This window comes from Collinsella sp. CLA-AA-H302 (assembly GCF_040093305.1).
Lineage (GTDB): Bacteria > Actinomycetota > Coriobacteriia > Coriobacteriales > Coriobacteriaceae > Collinsella.
Genome location: NZ_JBBNJW010000003.1, coordinates 1 through 18,479, shown reverse-complemented (window position 1 = coordinate 18,479; position 18,479 = coordinate 1). Strand labels below are relative to the sequence as shown.

Annotated in this window: 12 protein-coding genes and 1 tRNA gene; 4 read left to right on the top strand and 9 right to left on the bottom strand. The window is 59.2% G+C overall.

Going from position 1 to position 18,479, the window contains the following annotated elements:
- Positions 1-264: 264 nt before the first annotated feature.
- Complete coding sequence (locus AAAV21_RS02665) at positions 265-984, bottom strand: GntR family transcriptional regulator (RefSeq protein WP_089573620.1); 720 nt, start codon at positions 982-984, stop codon at positions 265-267.
- Positions 985-1,208: 224 nt separating this feature from the next.
- On the opposite strand from AAAV21_RS02665, the gene AAAV21_RS02660 reads away from it, so the two are divergent.
- The 4 genes from AAAV21_RS02660 to AAAV21_RS02645 all read left to right on the top strand — a co-directional run bounded on the left by AAAV21_RS02660 (position 1,209) and on the right by AAAV21_RS02645 (position 5,958).
- A complete protein-coding gene (locus AAAV21_RS02660; protein ID WP_349107271.1) occupies positions 1,209-3,659 on the top strand; it encodes a PTS transporter subunit EIIC in 2,451 nt (816 codons plus the stop codon).
- Between the two features lie 127 nt (positions 3,660-3,786).
- Positions 3,787-4,800, top strand: coding sequence for a polyprenyl synthetase family protein (locus AAAV21_RS02655; protein ID WP_117638175.1), 1,014 nt, complete (start codon positions 3,787-3,789; stop codon positions 4,798-4,800).
- 139 nt (positions 4,801-4,939) lie between these two features.
- The gene (locus AAAV21_RS02650) at positions 4,940-5,845 is read left to right on the top strand and encodes a peptidoglycan-binding protein (protein WP_349107269.1); all 906 of its coding nucleotides are present in this window, start codon (positions 4,940-4,942) and stop codon (positions 5,843-5,845) included.
- Between the two features lie 38 nt (positions 5,846-5,883).
- Positions 5,884-5,958, top strand: a tRNA-Gln gene (locus AAAV21_RS02645).
- Between the two features lie 549 nt (positions 5,959-6,507).
- Here AAAV21_RS02645 and AAAV21_RS02640 read toward each other — a convergent pair.
- The 8 genes from AAAV21_RS02640 to acpS all read right to left on the bottom strand — a co-directional run bounded on the left by AAAV21_RS02640 (position 6,508) and on the right by acpS (position 18,250).
- Positions 6,508-8,700, bottom strand: coding sequence for a hypothetical protein (locus AAAV21_RS02640; RefSeq protein ID WP_349107267.1), 2,193 nt, complete (start codon positions 8,698-8,700; stop codon positions 6,508-6,510).
- A gap of 183 nt (positions 8,701-8,883) precedes the next feature.
- Positions 8,884-10,773, bottom strand: coding sequence for a carbon starvation CstA family protein (locus tag AAAV21_RS02635; RefSeq protein ID WP_349107265.1), 1,890 nt, complete (start codon positions 10,771-10,773; stop codon positions 8,884-8,886).
- 653 nt (positions 10,774-11,426) lie between these two features.
- Positions 11,427-13,811, bottom strand: coding sequence for a tRNA (adenosine(37)-N6)-threonylcarbamoyltransferase complex transferase subunit TsaD (gene tsaD, locus AAAV21_RS02630; protein WP_349107263.1), 2,385 nt, complete (start codon positions 13,809-13,811; stop codon positions 11,427-11,429).
- A complete protein-coding gene (tsaE, locus tag AAAV21_RS02625) occupies positions 13,798-14,304 on the bottom strand; it encodes a tRNA (adenosine(37)-N6)-threonylcarbamoyltransferase complex ATPase subunit type 1 TsaE (RefSeq protein WP_006235849.1) in 507 nt (168 codons plus the stop codon). Before tsaE ends, tsaD begins: the two co-directional genes overlap by 14 nt.
- Positions 14,305-14,316: 12 nt before the next feature.
- Positions 14,317-14,937: a uracil-DNA glycosylase gene (locus AAAV21_RS02620; RefSeq protein WP_117776930.1), complete on the bottom strand. Its 621-nt coding sequence runs from the start codon at positions 14,935-14,937 to the stop codon at positions 14,317-14,319.
- An 8-nt stretch (positions 14,938-14,945) separates the two neighbouring features.
- Positions 14,946-16,091, bottom strand: coding sequence for an alanine racemase (gene alr / locus AAAV21_RS02615; RefSeq protein WP_349107261.1), 1,146 nt, complete (start codon positions 16,089-16,091; stop codon positions 14,946-14,948).
- 2 nt (positions 16,092-16,093) lie between these two features.
- The gene (locus AAAV21_RS02610) at positions 16,094-17,710 is read right to left on the bottom strand and encodes an NAD(P)H-hydrate dehydratase (protein ID WP_082435564.1); all 1,617 of its coding nucleotides are present in this window, start codon (positions 17,708-17,710) and stop codon (positions 16,094-16,096) included.
- On the bottom strand, positions 17,711-18,250 hold the full coding sequence (acpS, locus tag AAAV21_RS02605; protein ID WP_006235843.1) for a holo-ACP synthase: 540 nt from the start codon (positions 18,248-18,250) through the stop codon (positions 17,711-17,713).
- Between the last annotated feature and the right edge of the window lie 229 nt (positions 18,251-18,479).

The following is an 18,479-nucleotide window of genomic DNA, read 5'->3' as shown; positions in this document are numbered from 1 at the left end:
GCCTTCGGAGATTGGCTCGGGGACTTTGCCCCTTTTGCTGACTTGTACAATACGCTATTTGGCTAGTTGTTTGAACAAGTATTACTAGAGCGGTAGAAAAACTTCGGTGAACGGTAATTTCAACTTGATACTTGACAAGTTTTGTATAAACAATTATTTGTTATCGAATGCAGAGAAAACGCCCGATCAAGCCGATGCATCGTCGGTTTGACCGGGCGTTTTCGCTTTGAGGGCATGAGTCTCGTCAGGCTGCGAGCTAGCCGGCTATCGCTTGGAATTGACGCGGTAATGGAAGATCTCGGGGTGTGTGCGGGCATGCGTGACCTCGAACAAGATGCCGTCCGAGGTGTACGACTGGCTCTCCATAACGGCGACGCAGTTGTACTTGCCAAGGTCCAGATAGCTGCAGTCTTCATCGTTGGCGAGCTCGACACTCACCGTACGACGGCTCGCCATCACTTTGACGCCGCGCTTGTGCTCCAGATAGCCGTAGATAGAATCCGCCGCGATCTCGGGGGTCAGGCCCTTGGCGACCGACGCCAAAAAGTAGCCATGGTCCACTTGGCGCGCGCTGCCGTTGAGGCTTCGGACACGCACTACGCGAATCAGCTCCTCGCCCACCTTAAAGCCCAGGCGGCGAGAGAGTTGCTCAGTGCAAATCAAATGTTCAAAAGACTTGACCTCGGTCGATGCGACGGCATTGTTGCGTTTTGCGAACTCGCCAAACGACTCAACCTCTTCGAGTGCGCCCAGCATGTCGGTTTCGCCCTTAAGCCAAATAACGCGCACGCCCTTACCGTGTATAGGCTGCACAAACATCTGGTCGGCCAGCATGCTCAAGGCGCGTCGAACGGTATTGCGCGTGCAGCCAAACTCCGCGGTCAGCTCGGCTTCGGTTGGCAGCATCTCCTGAAACGCATAGGTCCCGTTGATGATGCGCGAACGGATCTCGCGGTAGATTCCTTCGTAAATCGCTTTTGGCATGATTTCACCTCTAATGAATATGTATGGCTAGGCACGATAGCATTTCTTAAAGTTGTTTAAACCGATTATCGGTAAAGCACGGATTATTTACCGTCGACGGTTCCCCCGAAACCCAAATCGGACCGAATCAAAACCGTCAATGCGGCAAGCAGCCAGTCCTCTACAATGAGTTCATTGTTTAAACGTTCTTGCTCGCACAGCATGTTGCATCCGGAAGGCATATTATGCTGCAGAAAATCCAACGTTTTGGCGGAGCCATGTTCGCGCCCGCCATGCTGTTTTCTATATCAGGCCTCATGGTCGGCATCTCCGCCCTCGCCACGACCGTAGACATCGTCGGCGATCTCGCCGTATACGGAACCCCTTGGTACGTTTTCTGGACCATCATCCAGCGCGGCTCGTGGACGGTCTTTAAACGTCTCCCGCTCCTTTTTGCCGTAGCGCTGCCTATCGGTCTTGCCCAAAAGCAACCGGCACGCTGCTGCCTCGAGGCACTCGTGGCCTATTTTGCCTATTGCTTCTTTTTGAGCGAGATCATTAAGCTGAGCGGAGACAACCTTGGACTTAAGTACCCATCATCTTTGACCCCCGCCAGCGGCATCACCGTCATCGACGGCATCAAGACGCTCGACACCGGCATTATCGGCCCGCTGGCGGTGTCGGCAACCGTCGTTGCCATCCATGACCGCTTCTACGATGCCAAGGTTCCCGATTGGCTCGGCACCTTCTCGGGTTCCTCGCTGGTCTACCTCATCAGCTTTTTTGCCGTGTTTGCCCTTGCCGCCATCTCGGCCGCCATCGTGCCCTTCGCATACGCTGTGACCGAAACGCTGCGCCACGCACTTGCGGGCGTCGGCCCCTTCGGCGTGGGCATCTTTGTGTTTTTGGAGCGAGCGCTCGAGCCCATGGGGCTGCACCATCTGCTCTATATGCCCATCTATTACGACAATCTGGTCATTCACGACGGTATTTACGCCACGTGGACCAACCTGCTCCCCATTCTCTCCCATAGCACGCGCCCTTTAAATGAACTTGCGCCCTGGGCAGGTTTTACCGCCACCGGCTGGGGCAAGCTCTTTGGCCTTCCCGCCATCGCGGCAGCATTCTATTTCACCGCCAAACCCGAACGCCGCGCCGGCCTTAAAGTCATCCTTTTGCCCGCCATCGTCGCCTCGGTGGTCTGCGGCGTCACCGAGCCGCTCGAGTTTCTCTTTATGTTCACCTATCCCGGACTCTTTTTGCTCTACGCCGTCCTGTCCTCCTGCCTTGCCATGACCATGAACTTCTTTGGCATCGTCGGCATCTTCTCGGGCGGTCTCATGGAAATGACGGCCTTCAACTTCATCCCACTCATGCGAATGCATGCCGGCTCCTACCTTTTGGCGCTCGGTATCGGTCTTGCCTTTAGCCTCATCTTTTTTGTTAGTTTTCGAGCACTCATCTTGGTCTATGACCTTAAGACGCCGGGCCGCGAGGATCATGCCTCCAATCGCGCGGCAATCGATCGTTTAACGGGAAGCGGCTTTGCCAAAGAGCAAACTCCCAATGGCGAGGTCAGTATTCAATCCGATCAAGATCACGTCCTCGCTGAGCGGGTAATTCAGCTTTTAGGTGGCGTTGGCAATATCGTGGGCGCAACCAACTGCGCCACGCGCCTGCGCGTCGAGGTCGCAGACCCTTCCATCGTTGCAGATAATGCGTCGTTTGTCGCGGTGGGCGCCAAGGGCCTCATCATTACGGGCAAGACCGCCCAGGTGATTATTGGCATCTCCGTTCCCCGCGTTAAAGAGCATTTTGACCAGATCATGGGCCTCGAGCCGGGATTTGTGCCCACCACCTCGGCCTCCCCTGCCGCCAGCGCAGCCCATAAGCGCGGCGATATCTGCTTCTTCGATATCGACGGAACACTCGCCTGGCAAGACCCTCGAGTGGCACAAGAGCTTCCCGAGAGCGAGCGAGACCTCTCCCCCTATCCCAATGAAGCGGTCTCGCAAGCCATCCGTGATTTTGTCGCCAAGGGCAATATGGCGTTTATCTGCACAGGGCGCACGCTGAGCTGCATCCATCCAAAGCTGCTCGAGCTGCCCTGGACCGGCATCGTCTGCCTCGCGGGTGGCTATGTCGAACTTGAGGGACACGTGATTCGCGATTTGGCGATGACGCCCGGCATGCTGCAGCGCCTTGCTCCCATTCTTGAGCAATCGGACGAAGTGATTCGTTTTGAGGGACTCAATGGCGTCGTTCGCATGAGTGCCGATGCGCCCGACGCTCCGGGATACGCCCGCACCGTGGGCGATGCAATTACGCAGCTGCAACATTACAGCGCCTACAAGATCTTAATGTCCACGTCGCTTGCCAACCGCATCGCTCAGGATCAAGCGTTTGAGCCGCTGCTCTGCTTTAACGAGCTCGAGCTCGAAGTGACCGAGATTTCGCCTCGCGAATGCACCAAGCGCGAGGGTATCCAGTCCGTACTCGACGCCCTCGATCCCCACCACGGAACCGTATACGGCATCGGCGACGCCAGCAATGACGTCTCGCTGATGAACGCCGTCGATGTCGGTATCGCCATGGGCAATGCGCCGGACTTCCTCAAGGAAAAGGCCGACTATGTCACCGACAGCATCGACCACGACGGCGTCGTCACCGCGCTCGAACACTTTGGGCTTATCTAGCCAAGCCCCTACCGCACTTGCGGCCGCATGGACCAATCGTCTTCAACCGCCGCGCTCGACGCCCTAATGTGGCAATATGTTGTCTGCATAATGCAACGATGCAACCTATCAAAGAATGCGAGAACCCGTGTCCAGTCCGTTTACCAGCTTTTTAGCCCAGCACTTTGACCAGATTAACGACTATCTGGCCACGTTCTTTGACGGACAGGCGACTTCCGCCGATATCGAGCGCTACCTGTATACCCCGCTCTCGGCATTTACGGCAAACGCTGGCAAGCGCCACCGCCCGCTCATCTGCATGCTCGCTGCCACTGCGGTAGGCGGCAGCTTTGAGAGCGCCCGCAGCGCAGCGGCGGCCATCGAGCACTTTCAGTCGGGCGCACTCATCCACGACGACATCGCCGACAACGGGCAGATTCGTCGCGGCAAGCCCTGCATGCACCTTACCGAGGGCACCGGTCTTGCCATCAACTGCGGTGACCTGGCGCTCACCATGGTCACCAAGACGGTTCTCGACGACCCCACACTCAACGCAGACGTGAAGCTTCACGTGCTCCACGAGCTTACCGAGATGATCGTCCGTACCATCGAGGGCCAAGCGCTCGACCTGGGCTGGGTCCGCGACGAGCGCTTTGACATTTCGGTCGACGATTATCTGGACATGGCGACGCACAAGACCGCGTACTACAGCGGAGCGACGCCGCTTGCCGCCGGAGCCATTATCGGCGGCGGCAGCGAAGAGCAGATTGAGGCACTGCGTGCCTTTGGGCTGCACACGGGCCTTGCCTTCCAGATTCAAGACGACCTGCTCAACTTGATCGGCACCAAGGAGGCCGCCAACAAGGACTTCCGCACCGATATCACCGAGGGCAAGCGCACCCTCGTTGCCGTGCATGCCCTGTCAGACGAGCGCTATCACGACGAGATCGAGGCAATCCTTTCCTCGGGCACCGAGGACCCTGCGCAGCTCGCACGCGCCGTGGAGATCTTCCAGGAGACCGGCTCCATCGATTACGCCCACACCTATGCGCTCGACCTGACCGCTAAGGCCAAGGCCGCTATCGAAGGCGTCGAGCTCGACCCGCATGCGCGCGAGCTCTTCCTCTCAATGGCAGATTTCTTTGTGGAGCGTCTTAACTAGCGGGGGTCATAAAACCTGTGGGCAGCGAGTTTGGGTACAAGTTGCTACACTATTGAGTGCATGTTTATAAATTGTCTCGCGTTGTCTATCCGACACACGCTCAAAATAGTACGAATGGTACGCCGAAAGGGGTTCGTTCATGGAACCTATTACCACGGGCATGCAGGGAGCAGCCGTCGAGGACGTCCAGTCCCGCCTTCTGCAGCTCGGCTATACAATCGATGACGCCGAGGTTGTCGACAAGCGCTTTGGCACCACCACCGAGCAGGCCGTCAGCACCTTCAGGCTCGACAGCGGCCTTGCTGCCGGTCATGCCGTCGATATCCCCTGTTGGAGCGCCCTGGTCGACGCCTCGTATAAGCTGGGCGACCGCACCCTGTATCTGCGCATGCCCAATTTCCATGGCGCCGATGTGCAGGCCCTGCAGCGCGCTCTCAACGTTTTGGGCTTTGCCTGTGGCGAAGACGACGGCTACTTTGGTCCGCATACCGAGGCCGCCCTGCAGCAGTTCCAGGAAAATGTCGGCCTGTTTGCCGACGGCATGGCCTTCCAGGACACCTACGCCTACATCAACCGCCTGCACCATGTGTGGGAGGGCAAGCCCTCGGTCACCGAAGCCGAGTCCCGCATCGGTTTTGCTCGCGCCGCCAACGTGCTCGAGCGCTTCCAGATCGCCGTTATCGGTGAGGACCCCATCGCACGCAGCGTTGCTTCGCGCATGTGGAACATCGCCACGGCAACGACCGACAACAGCGGCATGACGCTCTGCGACTCCGAGGTCCCAACCGACGTTGACCTGGTGCTCGAGATCGCAAGCGACGAGCTGCCCGCCGACGCCGCGCCACGCGCCACGATTGCCCTCGCCGAGTGCCACAACCTGGCCCAGCGCATCCGCACCGCCAATGTCGCCGCGCAGCAGAAGCCGGCTCGCATTCGCATTGAGCTCACGGACATGACGCGCTACAACGGCACCTTCACGGCCAGCGACGCGCAGACGCTCGCCGTACGCCTACTCGACGGCGTTTGCGATGCCCTCGCAGATTAGGTAAACTAGACGAGTTGCTTTTGGGCAACACCACACATTGGGACGTAGTTCAACGGTAGAACTCCGGTTTTTGGTGCCGGCTGTTGGGGGTTCGAATCCCTCCGTCCCAGCCATTAAAACTGAGCGCCCTAAGCCCATAACGGCCCAGGGCGCTTTCTTGTGGGCAAGCGGAGGAATTCGAACCCGCAAGGGTGCGGAGCTGAGGAAACGCGAAGCGTTTTCCAGCGCAGCACGCAAGGAGCGAAGCGACGCAGCGGGGCGCGGCCGCCGACCAGGCGGACGCGGAATCCCTCCGTCCCATATCAGTAACGGGCTCCCCGCATCTCGACTTTCCAGCCAAGCCGAAACTTCTCGTGCAGGACGAGAAGTTGCAAAAGGTAGATTTTCAGGCATGTCCCAAAAATCCACCCTCAAAAGACAGGCGCCCCAAGCCCATTAGAACCAAGAGCGCCTTACATCTAGAAAATATCAGCCCAGTTCCGAAAAGCGAGCCGTCTGCGACAACCAAGTAGCCGCCGGCCCCGGGAGAGCGGGGACACCGACTTAGGTTTATCGCGAGTTCCGCACGAACAGGAGGCCACTTAATGTGGCCTCCGTCGTGAGCAGGACTGTAGAGCAGGAAACCTAAGTCGGTGTCCCCGCTCTCCCGGGGCCGGCGGAATTTAGTTGTTCAGCATGCGGTCGAAGCTTCCCGAGTCGCCATCCCGATAGTCGGCGGTCATCAGAATCTCCTGCGGAATGCGCCCGCCCTCGCGCAGCACATTGCGGAACTGCACGCGCGTGACCATGGGCAGATCCTTGATCGTCGCCGCCAAGTTCTGCGGCACGCCCTGGTTGGCAGCCGCGGGCTCGCACTCGCCGCCGGCCTTCACGCGACGCTTATGCTCGGCGAGCATGGCGCGGTACATGCCGGCATGCAGGCGAATCTCAACCACATTGGCATTGCGAGCCTGCTCGACGATGCGCGCGCCCTCGCGGTCGATATCGCCCACGTAGTAGACGTAGTTAAAGCGATAGCCGATCTCAGCCAGATAATCGTCCAGGGCATGCGAGACGCTCGCCTTGCATCCGCCGCCAAAAATCACGCCGCCCACCTTGATGCCAAAGAGCTTAGCGTGCTTGCGGCCGCGCAGGAGCTTGACGATCTCGTCATAGGTGTCCAGGTTCTCGACCATAATGAACGGCTTATCGGCGCCCAGCGTAAAGAAACCCGTAAAGTGCACGGGGCGGTTGGGGGCGACCTTAATCGCCTGCATGCTGATGCCCTTTTCGGTCATACGCCGAATTAGACGCTCGCCGTGCTTGCCGTCAAAAGCCTTCTCGTCGTTAAAAATCTGGTAGGCACGCTGGCGGCGCGAGGCAACCGGCGTATCGGCACCTCGGTTTTGCTCGATCCAAGCCTGGATGATTGCGATTTCCTCGGCAATCTTGCGGTTGGACATCTCGTTGTGCTGAGTGCGCTGCGGAGCCTTTTTGCCGTCCTTGCCCTCGACCTTTACGATCTGTGTCTGCTGCTCCTTGATCTTAGAGAGCGCCGTAGGCGTAGGGACAACTTTGAGCAGCTGCCTGCCCAAAACGCGGGCAAGGGCAAACGCCGATACCTCGCCGTGGACGGCCGACTCGGGCTGCTGGGCAGCAGCATCTGCTGCGGCAGACTCCGGCTTCTTCTGAGACCTGCGCTTAGAATCGCCTTGGGAATTGCGCTCGCGCTTCGGCATAGACGCCTGCTTCTGCGGACGATCGGACTTGCTCTCCTTCGCCGGCTGGCGCTTAGGCTGCCCCGAAGAAACCTCGGCCTTCGCATCCTCGTCCTGCGGCGTGGTCTTCTCGGCTGCAGTCTCGGCATGGGAACTGCGACCCCCGCGATGGCGACGGCGGCGAGGCCTGCTCGACGCGCCCTGCTCCGTCTGCCCATCAGTAGGCTGCTCGCCCTTGGCCTCGGCAGCAACCTCAAGCTGCGGCTCAACAGGCTTCTGCTCGCGAGCCGCCGGCTCAACGGTTTTCTCGGTTTGTTCGGCCTTCTCGGCCTGAGCGGTCGGAGCCGGCTCGCCCTTCTCCTGACGCCTTACGGGATACGCGCGCCTCGCAAAACCACGCCCGGGACGGCATGAACCCGGAGCCTTCTTGGCAGACTCCTCAACATCGTCTGCAGCCTCGGAAGGCTCTTCAACCTCATGCGCGACATCCTGCTGCGCAGCCTTAAAGTGGGCACCACGGCGACGCTGGGGCTCCTGGGCCTCCACGGGCTTTTGCTCCTTCGCGGGCCTCTGCGACTCGGCAGCAACCTCGTTCTCAACAGCCTCGGCATCCGTCTCACCCTTTTGAGCAACGGCACGACGGAAGCGCTCCTGCTGGGCGCGGCGCTGCGCATCGCGCTTGCCACCCCCGCCAAAACCGCCGCGTCCTGCCTTGGCCGTAAAGGCACGCACGACGTTCTCATCGAGCAACTCATCGGTATCGACATGCTCACGCGGAGCAGCTTCTTCCACAGCAGGCACGTCAGCGGAATCCTCGACGACAAAATCTTCGACGGACTCGGCAGGCTGCTCCTGGGTATCGCGGATCTCGACATTGATGGTATAGAACGCCGGGCGCCCGTTAATGCCGCTGCCCTCGATCTTGGTCACGATATTTGCCGCGATAAGCTCATCGCGCATCGCCTTGGTGTCGCATTCCTTATCGACGGAGCGGAAAATCTGCGCCAGCGCGCTCGACTTAATCTTGAGTGCCTTGCGGCAGAGCAGGTCGTAGGCAACCAGCTTGGCGCGCTCGGCAGAAAGCGATGTCTGGCTGCTCAGACGCTCAGCCAGAGCATCGACATTGTTTTGATTATCGGAATATACCGTCTTGGCCACGGGGCCCCTTTCATATGCACACATATTCGTCCATATGGTACAACGCACGAGCCTATCCACGCAAAACATCTGCGAGAACGCCCTTGCACCACCTGTTCTCACAAGAAAAAAGACCGGGTCCGCTTGATTGCGGACCCGGTCTTTCCGAGTCAAATAGATGGGAGATTCAACCCGTCCGACCGACTAGGCCTTGGCGGCCTCGGCGTCGGCAGGAACTTCAGCGGCAGCGGCGCGACCGTACTCGGCCTTGCCCATCTCGGACCACTCGGGCTCCTCGTCGGGCATGGAGCCGGCCTCCTTGCCGAAGAACTCCTTGAGGCAGTTGACGGCGACGATGAGGCCCAGGACCATCAGCAGGACGGCGAAAACGAGCTGCAAGCCCTTGGTGGCGGCGACGGAGACGGCGGCCGTGGTGGCGGTAGCCGGGATGGTGCCGAAGAAGCCGTAAGCCTGGACAGCGGTCATGCAGCCCATGGCGCTCTGGACCAGCGAGGTGAAGGTGCAGCAGAGCAGGAAGGCGACGGGCACGTAGAGCATCCAGCCCTTGCGGCCGGTGCACTTGCAGAACACGGCGAGGGTGATCATGGTCATGCCGCCGAGCAGCTGGTTGGAAGCACCAAAGAGCGGCCAGATGTTGGCATAGCCGCCAAAGGCGAGGGCGAGACCGGGAAGCAGGGTGACGACCGTGGCGAACCAGGGGTTGCCGAGAACCTTCATGTAGCCGGCCTTGGACTCGATGGCCAGGGCGTCATTGGTCTGGGCAAAGAACTCGGAGAACGAGGTGCGGGCGATGCGGGCGACGGCATCGAGCGAGGTCAGGGCCAGAGCGGAAACGTTCATGGTCATGAAGACGGTAGCGAGCGTGCCGTCAACACCGAAGGCCTGCATACCGCGGGAGATGCCAGCGGCGAAGATCTGGAACGGGGTGGAAGCGACGCCGGCGTTGAGGGCGCCGGTACCGGCGGTGTTCATGTCGGAGAACATGATGCCGGCGACGATGATGGCAAGGATGCCGACGAAGGACTCGACGATCATGGCGCCATAACCGACCTTGACGGCGTCCTGCTCCTTCTCGACCTGCTTGGAGGAGGTACCAGAAGAAACGAGGCTGTGGAAGCCGGAGAGGGCACCGCAGGCAACGGAAACAAACAGGACCGGGAACATCATGCCAGAAGCGCTGGAGAAGCCGGTGAAGACCGGAGCGGTGATGGTGGCCTGGCCGTTGACGCCCAGGACGACGATGCCGAGGACAGCGCAAACGATCATGACGATCATCATGATGGAAGTGAGGTAGTCACGCGGGGTCTTGAGCATCTGGATGGGCATAGCGCCAGCGAAGACCAGGTAGACCATGACGACGGCGAACCACTGGAACTTATCCAGGTAGACCGGGAACTGCATACCGACGGCAAACATGAGAACCATGAGGACCACGCCGGTGACGAACTCGGTAGCACCGGTGAGGTTGAACTTCTTCTGGGCCCAACCAAAGGCGATAGCGACGAAGGTGAACAGGATGGAGATGGTACCAGCGCAGCCGGCGGCATAGGACTTGGTGAAGTCGATGGCACCGGTAGCAGCACCAGAAGCGTCAACGGCCGGGGTGAACATGAACGTCTTGCAGACCATGTCGGTGAAGGCGGCGATGACGATGATGCAGAACAGCCAGCAGAACAGCAGGAACAGGCGACGGCCGGTCTTGCCGATGTACTTCTCGATGAGCTGAGCGAGCGACTTGCCGTTGTTCTTCATCGAAGCGTACAGAGCACCAAAGTCGTGGACGGCGCCAAAGAAGATGCCGCCGACGAGGACCCAGAGCACGACGGGCAGCCAGCCAAAGGCCATGGCGACGATCGTACCCGTGACAGGGCCAGCACCGCAGATCGAGCTGAACTGGTGCGAGAACGCGGTAAAGGCGGAGACGGGCGAGAAGCTCTTGCCGTCCTTCATGCGCTTGGCCGGCGTGAGGGCCTCTTTGTCAACGCCCCACTTGTTGGCCAGCCAGCGGCCGTAGCCCAGATAGCCGCAGGCGAGCACCGCCGCGGCCACAACCATGAGCAAAACTCCGTTCATTACATTTCCTCCTCTAAAAAGAACTTCCTAGACATAAAAAATGAGGGCCGTCGGTTGCGCTCGACGGCCCTCATCTTCATCAGCCGCCCGTTATCGTACGGGCTAGCTGTATGTGCTAACCCGCATCAGATAATTACTACGCTGATAATGTTTAGCTGATGCGTGAACATGTCTAAGAAATCCTCTTCAATCATGATGCGAACGATCCGTGCGTGTTCACATCCCCCAGTGGTTGAAAAGGAGTATGAAACTTTAGTTACCTAAAGTCAACGCAAATATGTAATGAATTTTCAACTTTTTTGAATTTCTCGGTATAAAACGCCACTGACCTCGGACTTTACCGAACGACAGTTTTTGCTTGAGAGATGCCCCTCGGGGGCGGAGCAAAGCTCCGCACACCAACTTTTTCTTTCAGCTAAAGAACGCCGGAAATTCGACACTGGCTTGTTAACCTTGCTGGACGTTGTCGACGCCAAACCAGCTCAGAAGCTATATCAATACAGAAAGGTCCCCGGCCGGAGGGGCCGGATATAAGGTTTATCGCGAGTTCCGCACGCAAAGAAGGCCACTTAATGTGGCCTTCGTCTTGCGCAGGACTGTAGAGCAGGAAACCTTATATCCGGCCCCTCCGTCCGGGGACCGCGCCGTACCAGCTACAGCGTCATGTTTGGATCGGCGTCGGCGTCGAACGGCGAGATTTCTCCTCGGTCGAATTTACGGCGGGCGACCTCTGCGATCATGGCTGCGTTATCGGTGCACGCCGAAAGCGGTGGCACCGTTACGCGGATCCCCTGACGCCCAAGCTTCTTGATCATCATCTCGCGCAGATGCGGATTAGCCGAGACGCCGCCGCCGATGCAGTATTCCTTGCATCCGGTGGCATGCAGGGCGTTTTTGGCCTTCTTGTACTGAACGTCAAAGACGGCTGCCTCAAACGAAGCCGCCAGATCGGGCAGGTGAATCGTGCGCCCGGCCTTGGTCTCCTGCTCGATGTAGAGCGTCACGGCCGTTTTAAGACCCGAAAGCGAGAAACGATAGTCTCCCCTGCTGTTAAGCGCGCGAGGAAAATCGATCGCGCGGGGGTTGCCCGTCTCGGCCAGCTTGGAGATGATGGGGCCACCGGGATAGCCCAGACCCAACGCCTTGGCTACCTTGTCGAAGGCCTCGCCCACAGCATCGTCGAGTGTCTCACCAAGTACCTCGTAGTCGCCCCATGCCTTCACGTGCACGAGCATGGTATGACCGCCCGAGACGAGCGTGAAGATAAACGGCGGCCTGAGATCGGGCTGCGCCAGCAGGTTGGCGAACAGATGGCCCTCCAGATGGTTGACGCACACGAGCGGCTTGCCGGCGGCATAGGCAAAGCCCTTGGCGAAGGCGACGCCCACTACCAGAGCACCCACCAGGCCCGGACCCTGTGTCACGCCAACAGCGGCGAGTTCGCTCGGCGCGATGGCTCCGCCCTCAAGACCAAGCGATGCCGCGGCATCCTCGAGCGCCGCATCCACGACACTCACAATCACCTCAACGTGTTTGCGCGAGGCGATCTCGGGCACCACGCCGCCAAAGCGGGCGTGAAAATCAATCTGTGTCGACACCTGGTTGGCCAGCATATTGCCATCCGCATCGATAATCGCCACGGCCGTCTCGTCGCAGGAACTCTCGATAGCGAGCACTAGGCGGCGGCGCTCAATTTCGGCGCGCTCCCCCTCGGAGCGCCCAGGCGCAGGCAGCGGCCATACACGCTGCTCTGCCGCCGTCGGCTCGGGCGAAGCATTGTCGACCGGAAGCACTAGGGGCAGCGGAGCCGTCATGACGATGGCGTCCTTGCCGGCACCATAGTAGCCGCGGCGACGGCCAGCCTCGGTAAAGCCCAGAGCGTTATAAAGCGCGGTCGCTCCCTCGTTACCGTCCTCGACCTCGAGCGAAGCCGTAGTGCAGCCGAGCATCTGGGCATCATAGCTCACGTGCGACAGCAGCTTGCGGGCAATGCCCTCACGGCGATGTGCCGGGTCGACGGCGACATCCAGAATCTGCACATCACCGTCCACGACCATACCGCCGGCAAGGCCCAGCAGCTTGCCGTCGTCGTGTGCCACCCACCAACTACGCGGCGCAGCGACGTCCTCGCCCAGTTCGGACAGGAACATGCCCGGCGTCCACGCCTCGTGTCCGGCACCTTCAAAGCAAGTAGCCTCCAGTGCGCTCGCGCCCTCGGCATCCGCCGCGCCCATGGGACGGAACTGCAGATGACGACCGGCGAGCTCATCGGCAACGCCCGTAATTTCGCTGTGCGCACTCTCGGCAAGACCAAGACGCTTGCGCTCGTTTTCCTCGGCATCCGAAAGGCGCGTGTAAATCGGCAGGACGCGGGCCGGATCGCCGTCACCCGCAGCGTGCGCGAGCAGCAAGCCCTCGCCCGAAGGCCACCACAGGTCGCGCTCCACGCAGCGGGCGGTCTCGTCCTCACCCAGCAGCTTGCCATAGCGCACGAGACCGTCACCGGTCAGCTGAACCTGGTCCCAGTCCGCTGCTCGGCGCCACTCATCGAGCGCCACGGCGGCCTTGACCACGTGTTCGCGCTCAAATTGACGCTCGGGACCCTCATCGACCAGCATATACAGCGCCGGATATACCTCACCGCGCATAGCATCGGCCATGATACCAAGCTTGCCGCGCACGCCAGCCTTCCACGCCGTCCAAGCGCAAGCGTCGAGCGTCGACACGCCCAGCAGCGGAACATTGGCACCACGCGCGAGGCCCTTGGCAGTGGAGATGCCGATGCGCACACCCGTAAAGGACCCCGGGCCGCGGCCGACCACATAGCAACCAACATCGCTGCGATCCAGACCGGCTTGAGCCAGCACGCCATCAACGGTATTCACGAGCTCAACGTTGGCGTGACGGCGACACATGTGGTCGCCACTCACGAGCTTCGTCTCGCCCGTCTGCCCATCAATCCAGCTTGCCGCGCAGGCAAGCATGTCGGTCGAGGTATCGAGCGCCACCACCAGCGCGTTGTCGTTATGCAAGCTCATCTTGTACAGCCTTATCAATCAAATGGGAAAGCTCCATTGCGCGGTCACCGTGCGCCTCAAGCGTTATCGTTCGCACATCGCTGTCGCCCTCATCGCGCTTGAGCGTCACCGAAAGATACTCATCCGTCAGCTCGTCCTGGAATTGTTCGCCCCATTCCAGCAGGCAAGCACCCTCATAGCCCAGCACATCGAAAATGCCCGTATCCTCGAGCTCGTAGGCATGCTCCAGGCGGTATAGATCAAAGTGAAACAGCGGAATACGACCTTGATCGTGAACGGCCATGAGCGCGAACGTAGGGCTCGTAACCATATGCCCATCGCCCAGCCCGCGCGAGACGCCCTTGGTAAAGTGAGTTTTGCCCACTCCCAGGCCACCGGTCAGGATGAGCACATCGCCGTCCTCAAGGCACGGTGCAATTAGCTCGCCAAAGTACTCCGTATCGGCAGCGCAAGTCGTTTTGTAAGTACCTACCCCCAGGCGCTCCAGGGACATATATGCTCCTTATTATTCCGAGGCGTCCTCTGGCGCGGGATGTCGCTCCAGATAGTCGCCCAGCATCTTAAAGTCTTCCTCCAGCAGCTCCTGCCACGCCGGATTGCGCAGCGCTGCTGCCGGATGGAACGTGGGCATTACCACAAAATGCCCCATCTGGTGGAACCTGCCGCGCAGCTTAGTAATGCCAATCTCGGTCTTTAGCACAAAGTGCGTCGCGGGGTTGCCGAGCGTCACAATAATATCGGGCCAGATGCTTCGAATCTGCTCGCGCAAAAACGGTGAGCAAGCCAGCACTTCCTCGGGGCGCGGATTGCGGTTTCCCGGCGGGCGGCACTTAAGCACGTTGGCAATGTAGACGTCTTCGCGTTTGAGCCCCGCCAGCGACAAAATGCCGTTGAGGTCCTCGCCTGCCGCCCCCACAAAGGGCTCGCCCTGCAAATCCTCATTACGGCCCGGCGCCTCGCCAATAAACATCACGCGAGCGCGGGGGTTTCCCACGCCAAACACGATGTTGTGGCGCGACTGGTAAAGCTGGCAAAGGTGACAATCGCCCAGAACGGCCTCGATCTCCTCGAGTGCGACCTCACGCGGCGCCTGATGGCTATGGCCGGGAATGTGCATGACGCCCACAGCGACTCCTACACGTAGACCTTGTCGAGACGCATACCAAAGCCGCAAGCGACCTCGTAGTTAATCGTGCCGCGTAGGCGCGCCATCTCGTCCATGGTAATCTCGGCATCTCCATCGCGGCCGACAATGATCATCTCGTCACCATACTCGGCCTCGGGAATCTCATGCGCCGGGTTGGACTGAATGGCGACCATAAACTGGTCCATGCAGATATTGCCCACCTGACGCACACGCTCGCCGCGATACAGCACGTCCATACGATTGGAAAGCGTACGCGAAAGGCCATCGGCATAACCGATCGGAAGGGTGCAGATCTGAACGCGCGTGCGCGGTACGCGGTAGGTAAAGCCGTAGCCCACGCCCTCGCCCATCGCAGGATGCGCCACGCGCGTCACACGCGCGTGGACGCTCATGACGGGATCAAGCTGCATCACGCGACCACTCAGCTCACATGGCTGCAGACCATACAAACCGATGCCGGCACGAATCATGTCAAAGTGCATTGAAGAATCGAGCATCGAGGATGGCGTATTGGCACAATGCACGATACCGCATTCAAAACCTGCGTCCTTAATGGCCTGAACGGCCTCGGTAAAGCGCTGACACTGCAGCTTGTAGTCCCAGCCCGAAGGTTCATCGGCCGTGGCGAAGTGCGTAAATACGCCGTCGCACTGAATACCGCGATGGAAGCTGATGCCGCGGACAAAGTCGAGCACCTGTGTGTAGTGAACGCCGATACGATTCATGCCCGTCTCGATGGCAAGATGGTACTTGCCCACCTTGCCCGCCGCGACGGCGCATTCGCCATACGCGAGAGCAAAATCGGACGTATAGACCGAGGGCATGATATCGAACTCGAGCAATGCAGGAATAGCCTCGATAGGCGGCTCGCTTAGAATCAGGATGGGTTTCGTAATCCCGCCCTGTCGGAGCTCAACGCCCTCGTTAACCGTCGCCACGGCAAACATGTCGGCACCGGCCGAATACATGATCTTGGCGCACTCAACAGCTCCATGACCATAAGCATCGGCCTTGACCACGCAGCACAGGCGCTGACGTGGATTCAGCAAGTTCTTATAGGCCCTCGTGTTGCGACGGAGCGCCCCGCGGTCGATCTCGACCCAGGACCAGCGCGTCAAATCGGCTTTATTCACGATTAGTCATCCGACCCTTCGTCCATGATTCCCAGATCTTCGAGCGCATCCTTTGCCGCCAGCTCCATGGCAGGACCGATCAAGTCGATAAGATCGGTCGCGATAACGCTCTTCTCACCATACTCCGTCGCCGCAGCAAAACCGGCGTAGCTGTGAAGTGCGACGGCGTACGAATACAGCAGCTCCCAACGATCCATCTCGTCGCGCATGGTGGCAAGCGTGCCGGCCAAAATACCCGCGAGAACATCACCAGAACCGGCAGTTGCCAGAGAAGCCGGACCCGAGAGTGGCAGCAGCACGCGCTCAACGCCACAGATAGCCGTCGTCGGCCCCTTGGCTATGACCACCAGATTGTCGGAGCCTGCAGCCCAGACAACCTTCTGCGCGGCCGCAATCGCGGTACCAAGGTCGTTCACCTCGTCACCGGCAACTAGGCGCGAAAGCTCACGATAGTGCGGCGTCATAACCAACGGCTGCTCGCGGCGATACATCTCGGGGTTACTATCAATACCGTCAATGGCAATCTTAGCAAGGCAGTTGAGTGCATCGGCGTCCAAAATTAGCGGTACATCAAGCTCGAGCAAGCCCGAAACCACCTGCATAGCGCCGGCAGACGTCGTCATACCGGGACCGCACAGCACGCAGCTGTACTTCTTTGCGATCTCGCACACCGTCATGCGCGCAGCGGCGCCAAAGGAGCCGCGGGAATCAGACGGAATAGCAAAGACCGGAATCGAAGGAAGTGCCATGCGAATGAGATTGGCGCAGGCGTCAGGAGCCGCGACTGCCACGTAACCAGCACCCGCGCGAGCTGCAGACTTGGCCGCCATAATGGCAGCACCAGGATATTGCGCAGATCCGGCGACAATAAGCACGGAGCCACGGGAATACTTATCGATATTCGATGGTAGCGGAGCAAAGTAATCAACTAAGTCACCGGGCTCGACAATCTCGGCGGCGTGGTCGACATCATCGATGACCTCGTCAAGACGGTCGTAAAGATTGCCGCAGATCAAATCGCCAGCATACTCAGGACCATCAGCGCTATACAGACCAATCTTGGGCGCAATCATCGTCACCGTGCGCTCGGCACGAATGCAGTCGTCATCAACAACGCCCGTCTCGGCATTCAGGCCCGAGGGGACATCAATGGATACGACACAATCGGCGCATTCATTGACCGTAGGAATCCAAATGGAAAACGGCGCACGCAGATTCCCGTGGAAACCGGTACCAAAAATGGCATCGACAACAACATCGGCCTTATCGATCAAAACCTCGAGTTCGTCACGCGAGGGACCGACGCAAACGTGCACATCGCGGCCGGCAGTTCGACGAGCAACATGACGTGCCAGAGCAGCAGGAATCTCATCCGGCTCAACCGGAGAAACGATATCCACGTCCACACCCTTGTGGCTCAGGATATCGGCGGCAACCCAACCGTCGCCGCCATTATTACCAAAACCGACCAGAACGAGAACCCGATCGGGATTGAGCTTCAAGACCTCGTTGGCGGCAAACTCACCCGCTAGCTCCATAAGCTCGGCCTTCGAAGTCCCTTCGCGTTCGATGATATCCTCGAGACGAACGACTTCTTCGGTACTCAAAACCGGTTTCATCTATGCTCCTAGCGTATCTTGCGAAGCATCGCCAAGGTGCTCCGTCAATGCTGAATTCTGCAGCTGCTCAAGCTCATCTAAAACAGAGCGAGCCTCTTTAAATGTCTGCGCTACGCGTTTCTTGGTACTCACCTTTTCCTCTTTTGGCTTAGGCCGAGCATCTTCGGTAATCGCGATGGCATTCGCAACGGCTAAGTCTCCTGTAAGCGTAATGGAAAGAGCAACCTCAACAACACCCAGTTCTTGAGCGATCTCGAGAGCACGGCCCGAAAGCAGCGCCTTCGGTTTGCCGAGTTTATCACGCGTTACCGAAACATCCTTGCGACCCACGCCTTGACTAAAACCCGTGCCAAGAGCTTTAAGCACCGCCTCACGCGAAGCAAAGCGGCTCGCATAGTGAGCAGCGGGACGCGATGATGCATCGCAATACGCACGCTCTTCTTCGGTAAACACACGCCGAGCAAACGACGGCGTCTTTTCAAGAATTGATTTCATGCGGGAAATCTCGACGATATCAACGCCGATACCAGCTTCAGCCATGTTCACCTCCATATCGCACAGACTAAGTTATTGTAGCCCGTTCACAGAAGATGCGACAAACGAGGGTTATAAAACACAGCTACTATGTGAGACAAAACCCGTAAACGCAAAAAAGGGGAGGCCGCGTGGCCTCCCCCTTCTGCAGTTTCGATGACGGCTCGGTGCCGTCCACCGGTCAGCGGCGCCCTGGCCTCCCACGGGCTGGCCCCGCAGTACTCTCGGCGCGATG

Coding starts and splice junctions, on each gene's coding strand:
- AAAV21_RS02635 (WP_349107265.1), bottom strand. CDS start 10,773: ATGAACGGAGTTTTGCTCATGGTTGTGGCCGCGGCGGTGCTCGCCTGC.
- AAAV21_RS02650 (WP_349107269.1), top strand. CDS start 4,940: ATGGAACCTATTACCACGGGCATGCAGGGAGCAGCCGTCGAGGACGTC.
- acpS (WP_006235843.1), bottom strand. CDS start 18,250: ATGGCTGAAGCTGGTATCGGCGTTGATATCGTCGAGATTTCCCGCATG.
- tsaE (WP_006235849.1), bottom strand. CDS start 14,304: ATGTCCCTGGAGCGCCTGGGGGTAGGTACTTACAAAACGACTTGCGCT.
- AAAV21_RS02610 (WP_082435564.1), bottom strand. CDS start 17,710: ATGAAACCGGTTTTGAGTACCGAAGAAGTCGTTCGTCTCGAGGATATC.
- AAAV21_RS02665 (WP_089573620.1), bottom strand. CDS start 984: ATGCCAAAAGCGATTTACGAAGGAATCTACCGCGAGATCCGTTCGCGC.
- AAAV21_RS02660 (WP_349107271.1), top strand. CDS start 1,209: ATGCTGCAGAAAATCCAACGTTTTGGCGGAGCCATGTTCGCGCCCGCC.
- tsaD (WP_349107263.1), bottom strand. CDS start 13,811: ATGAGCTTGCATAACGACAACGCGCTGGTGGTGGCGCTCGATACCTCG.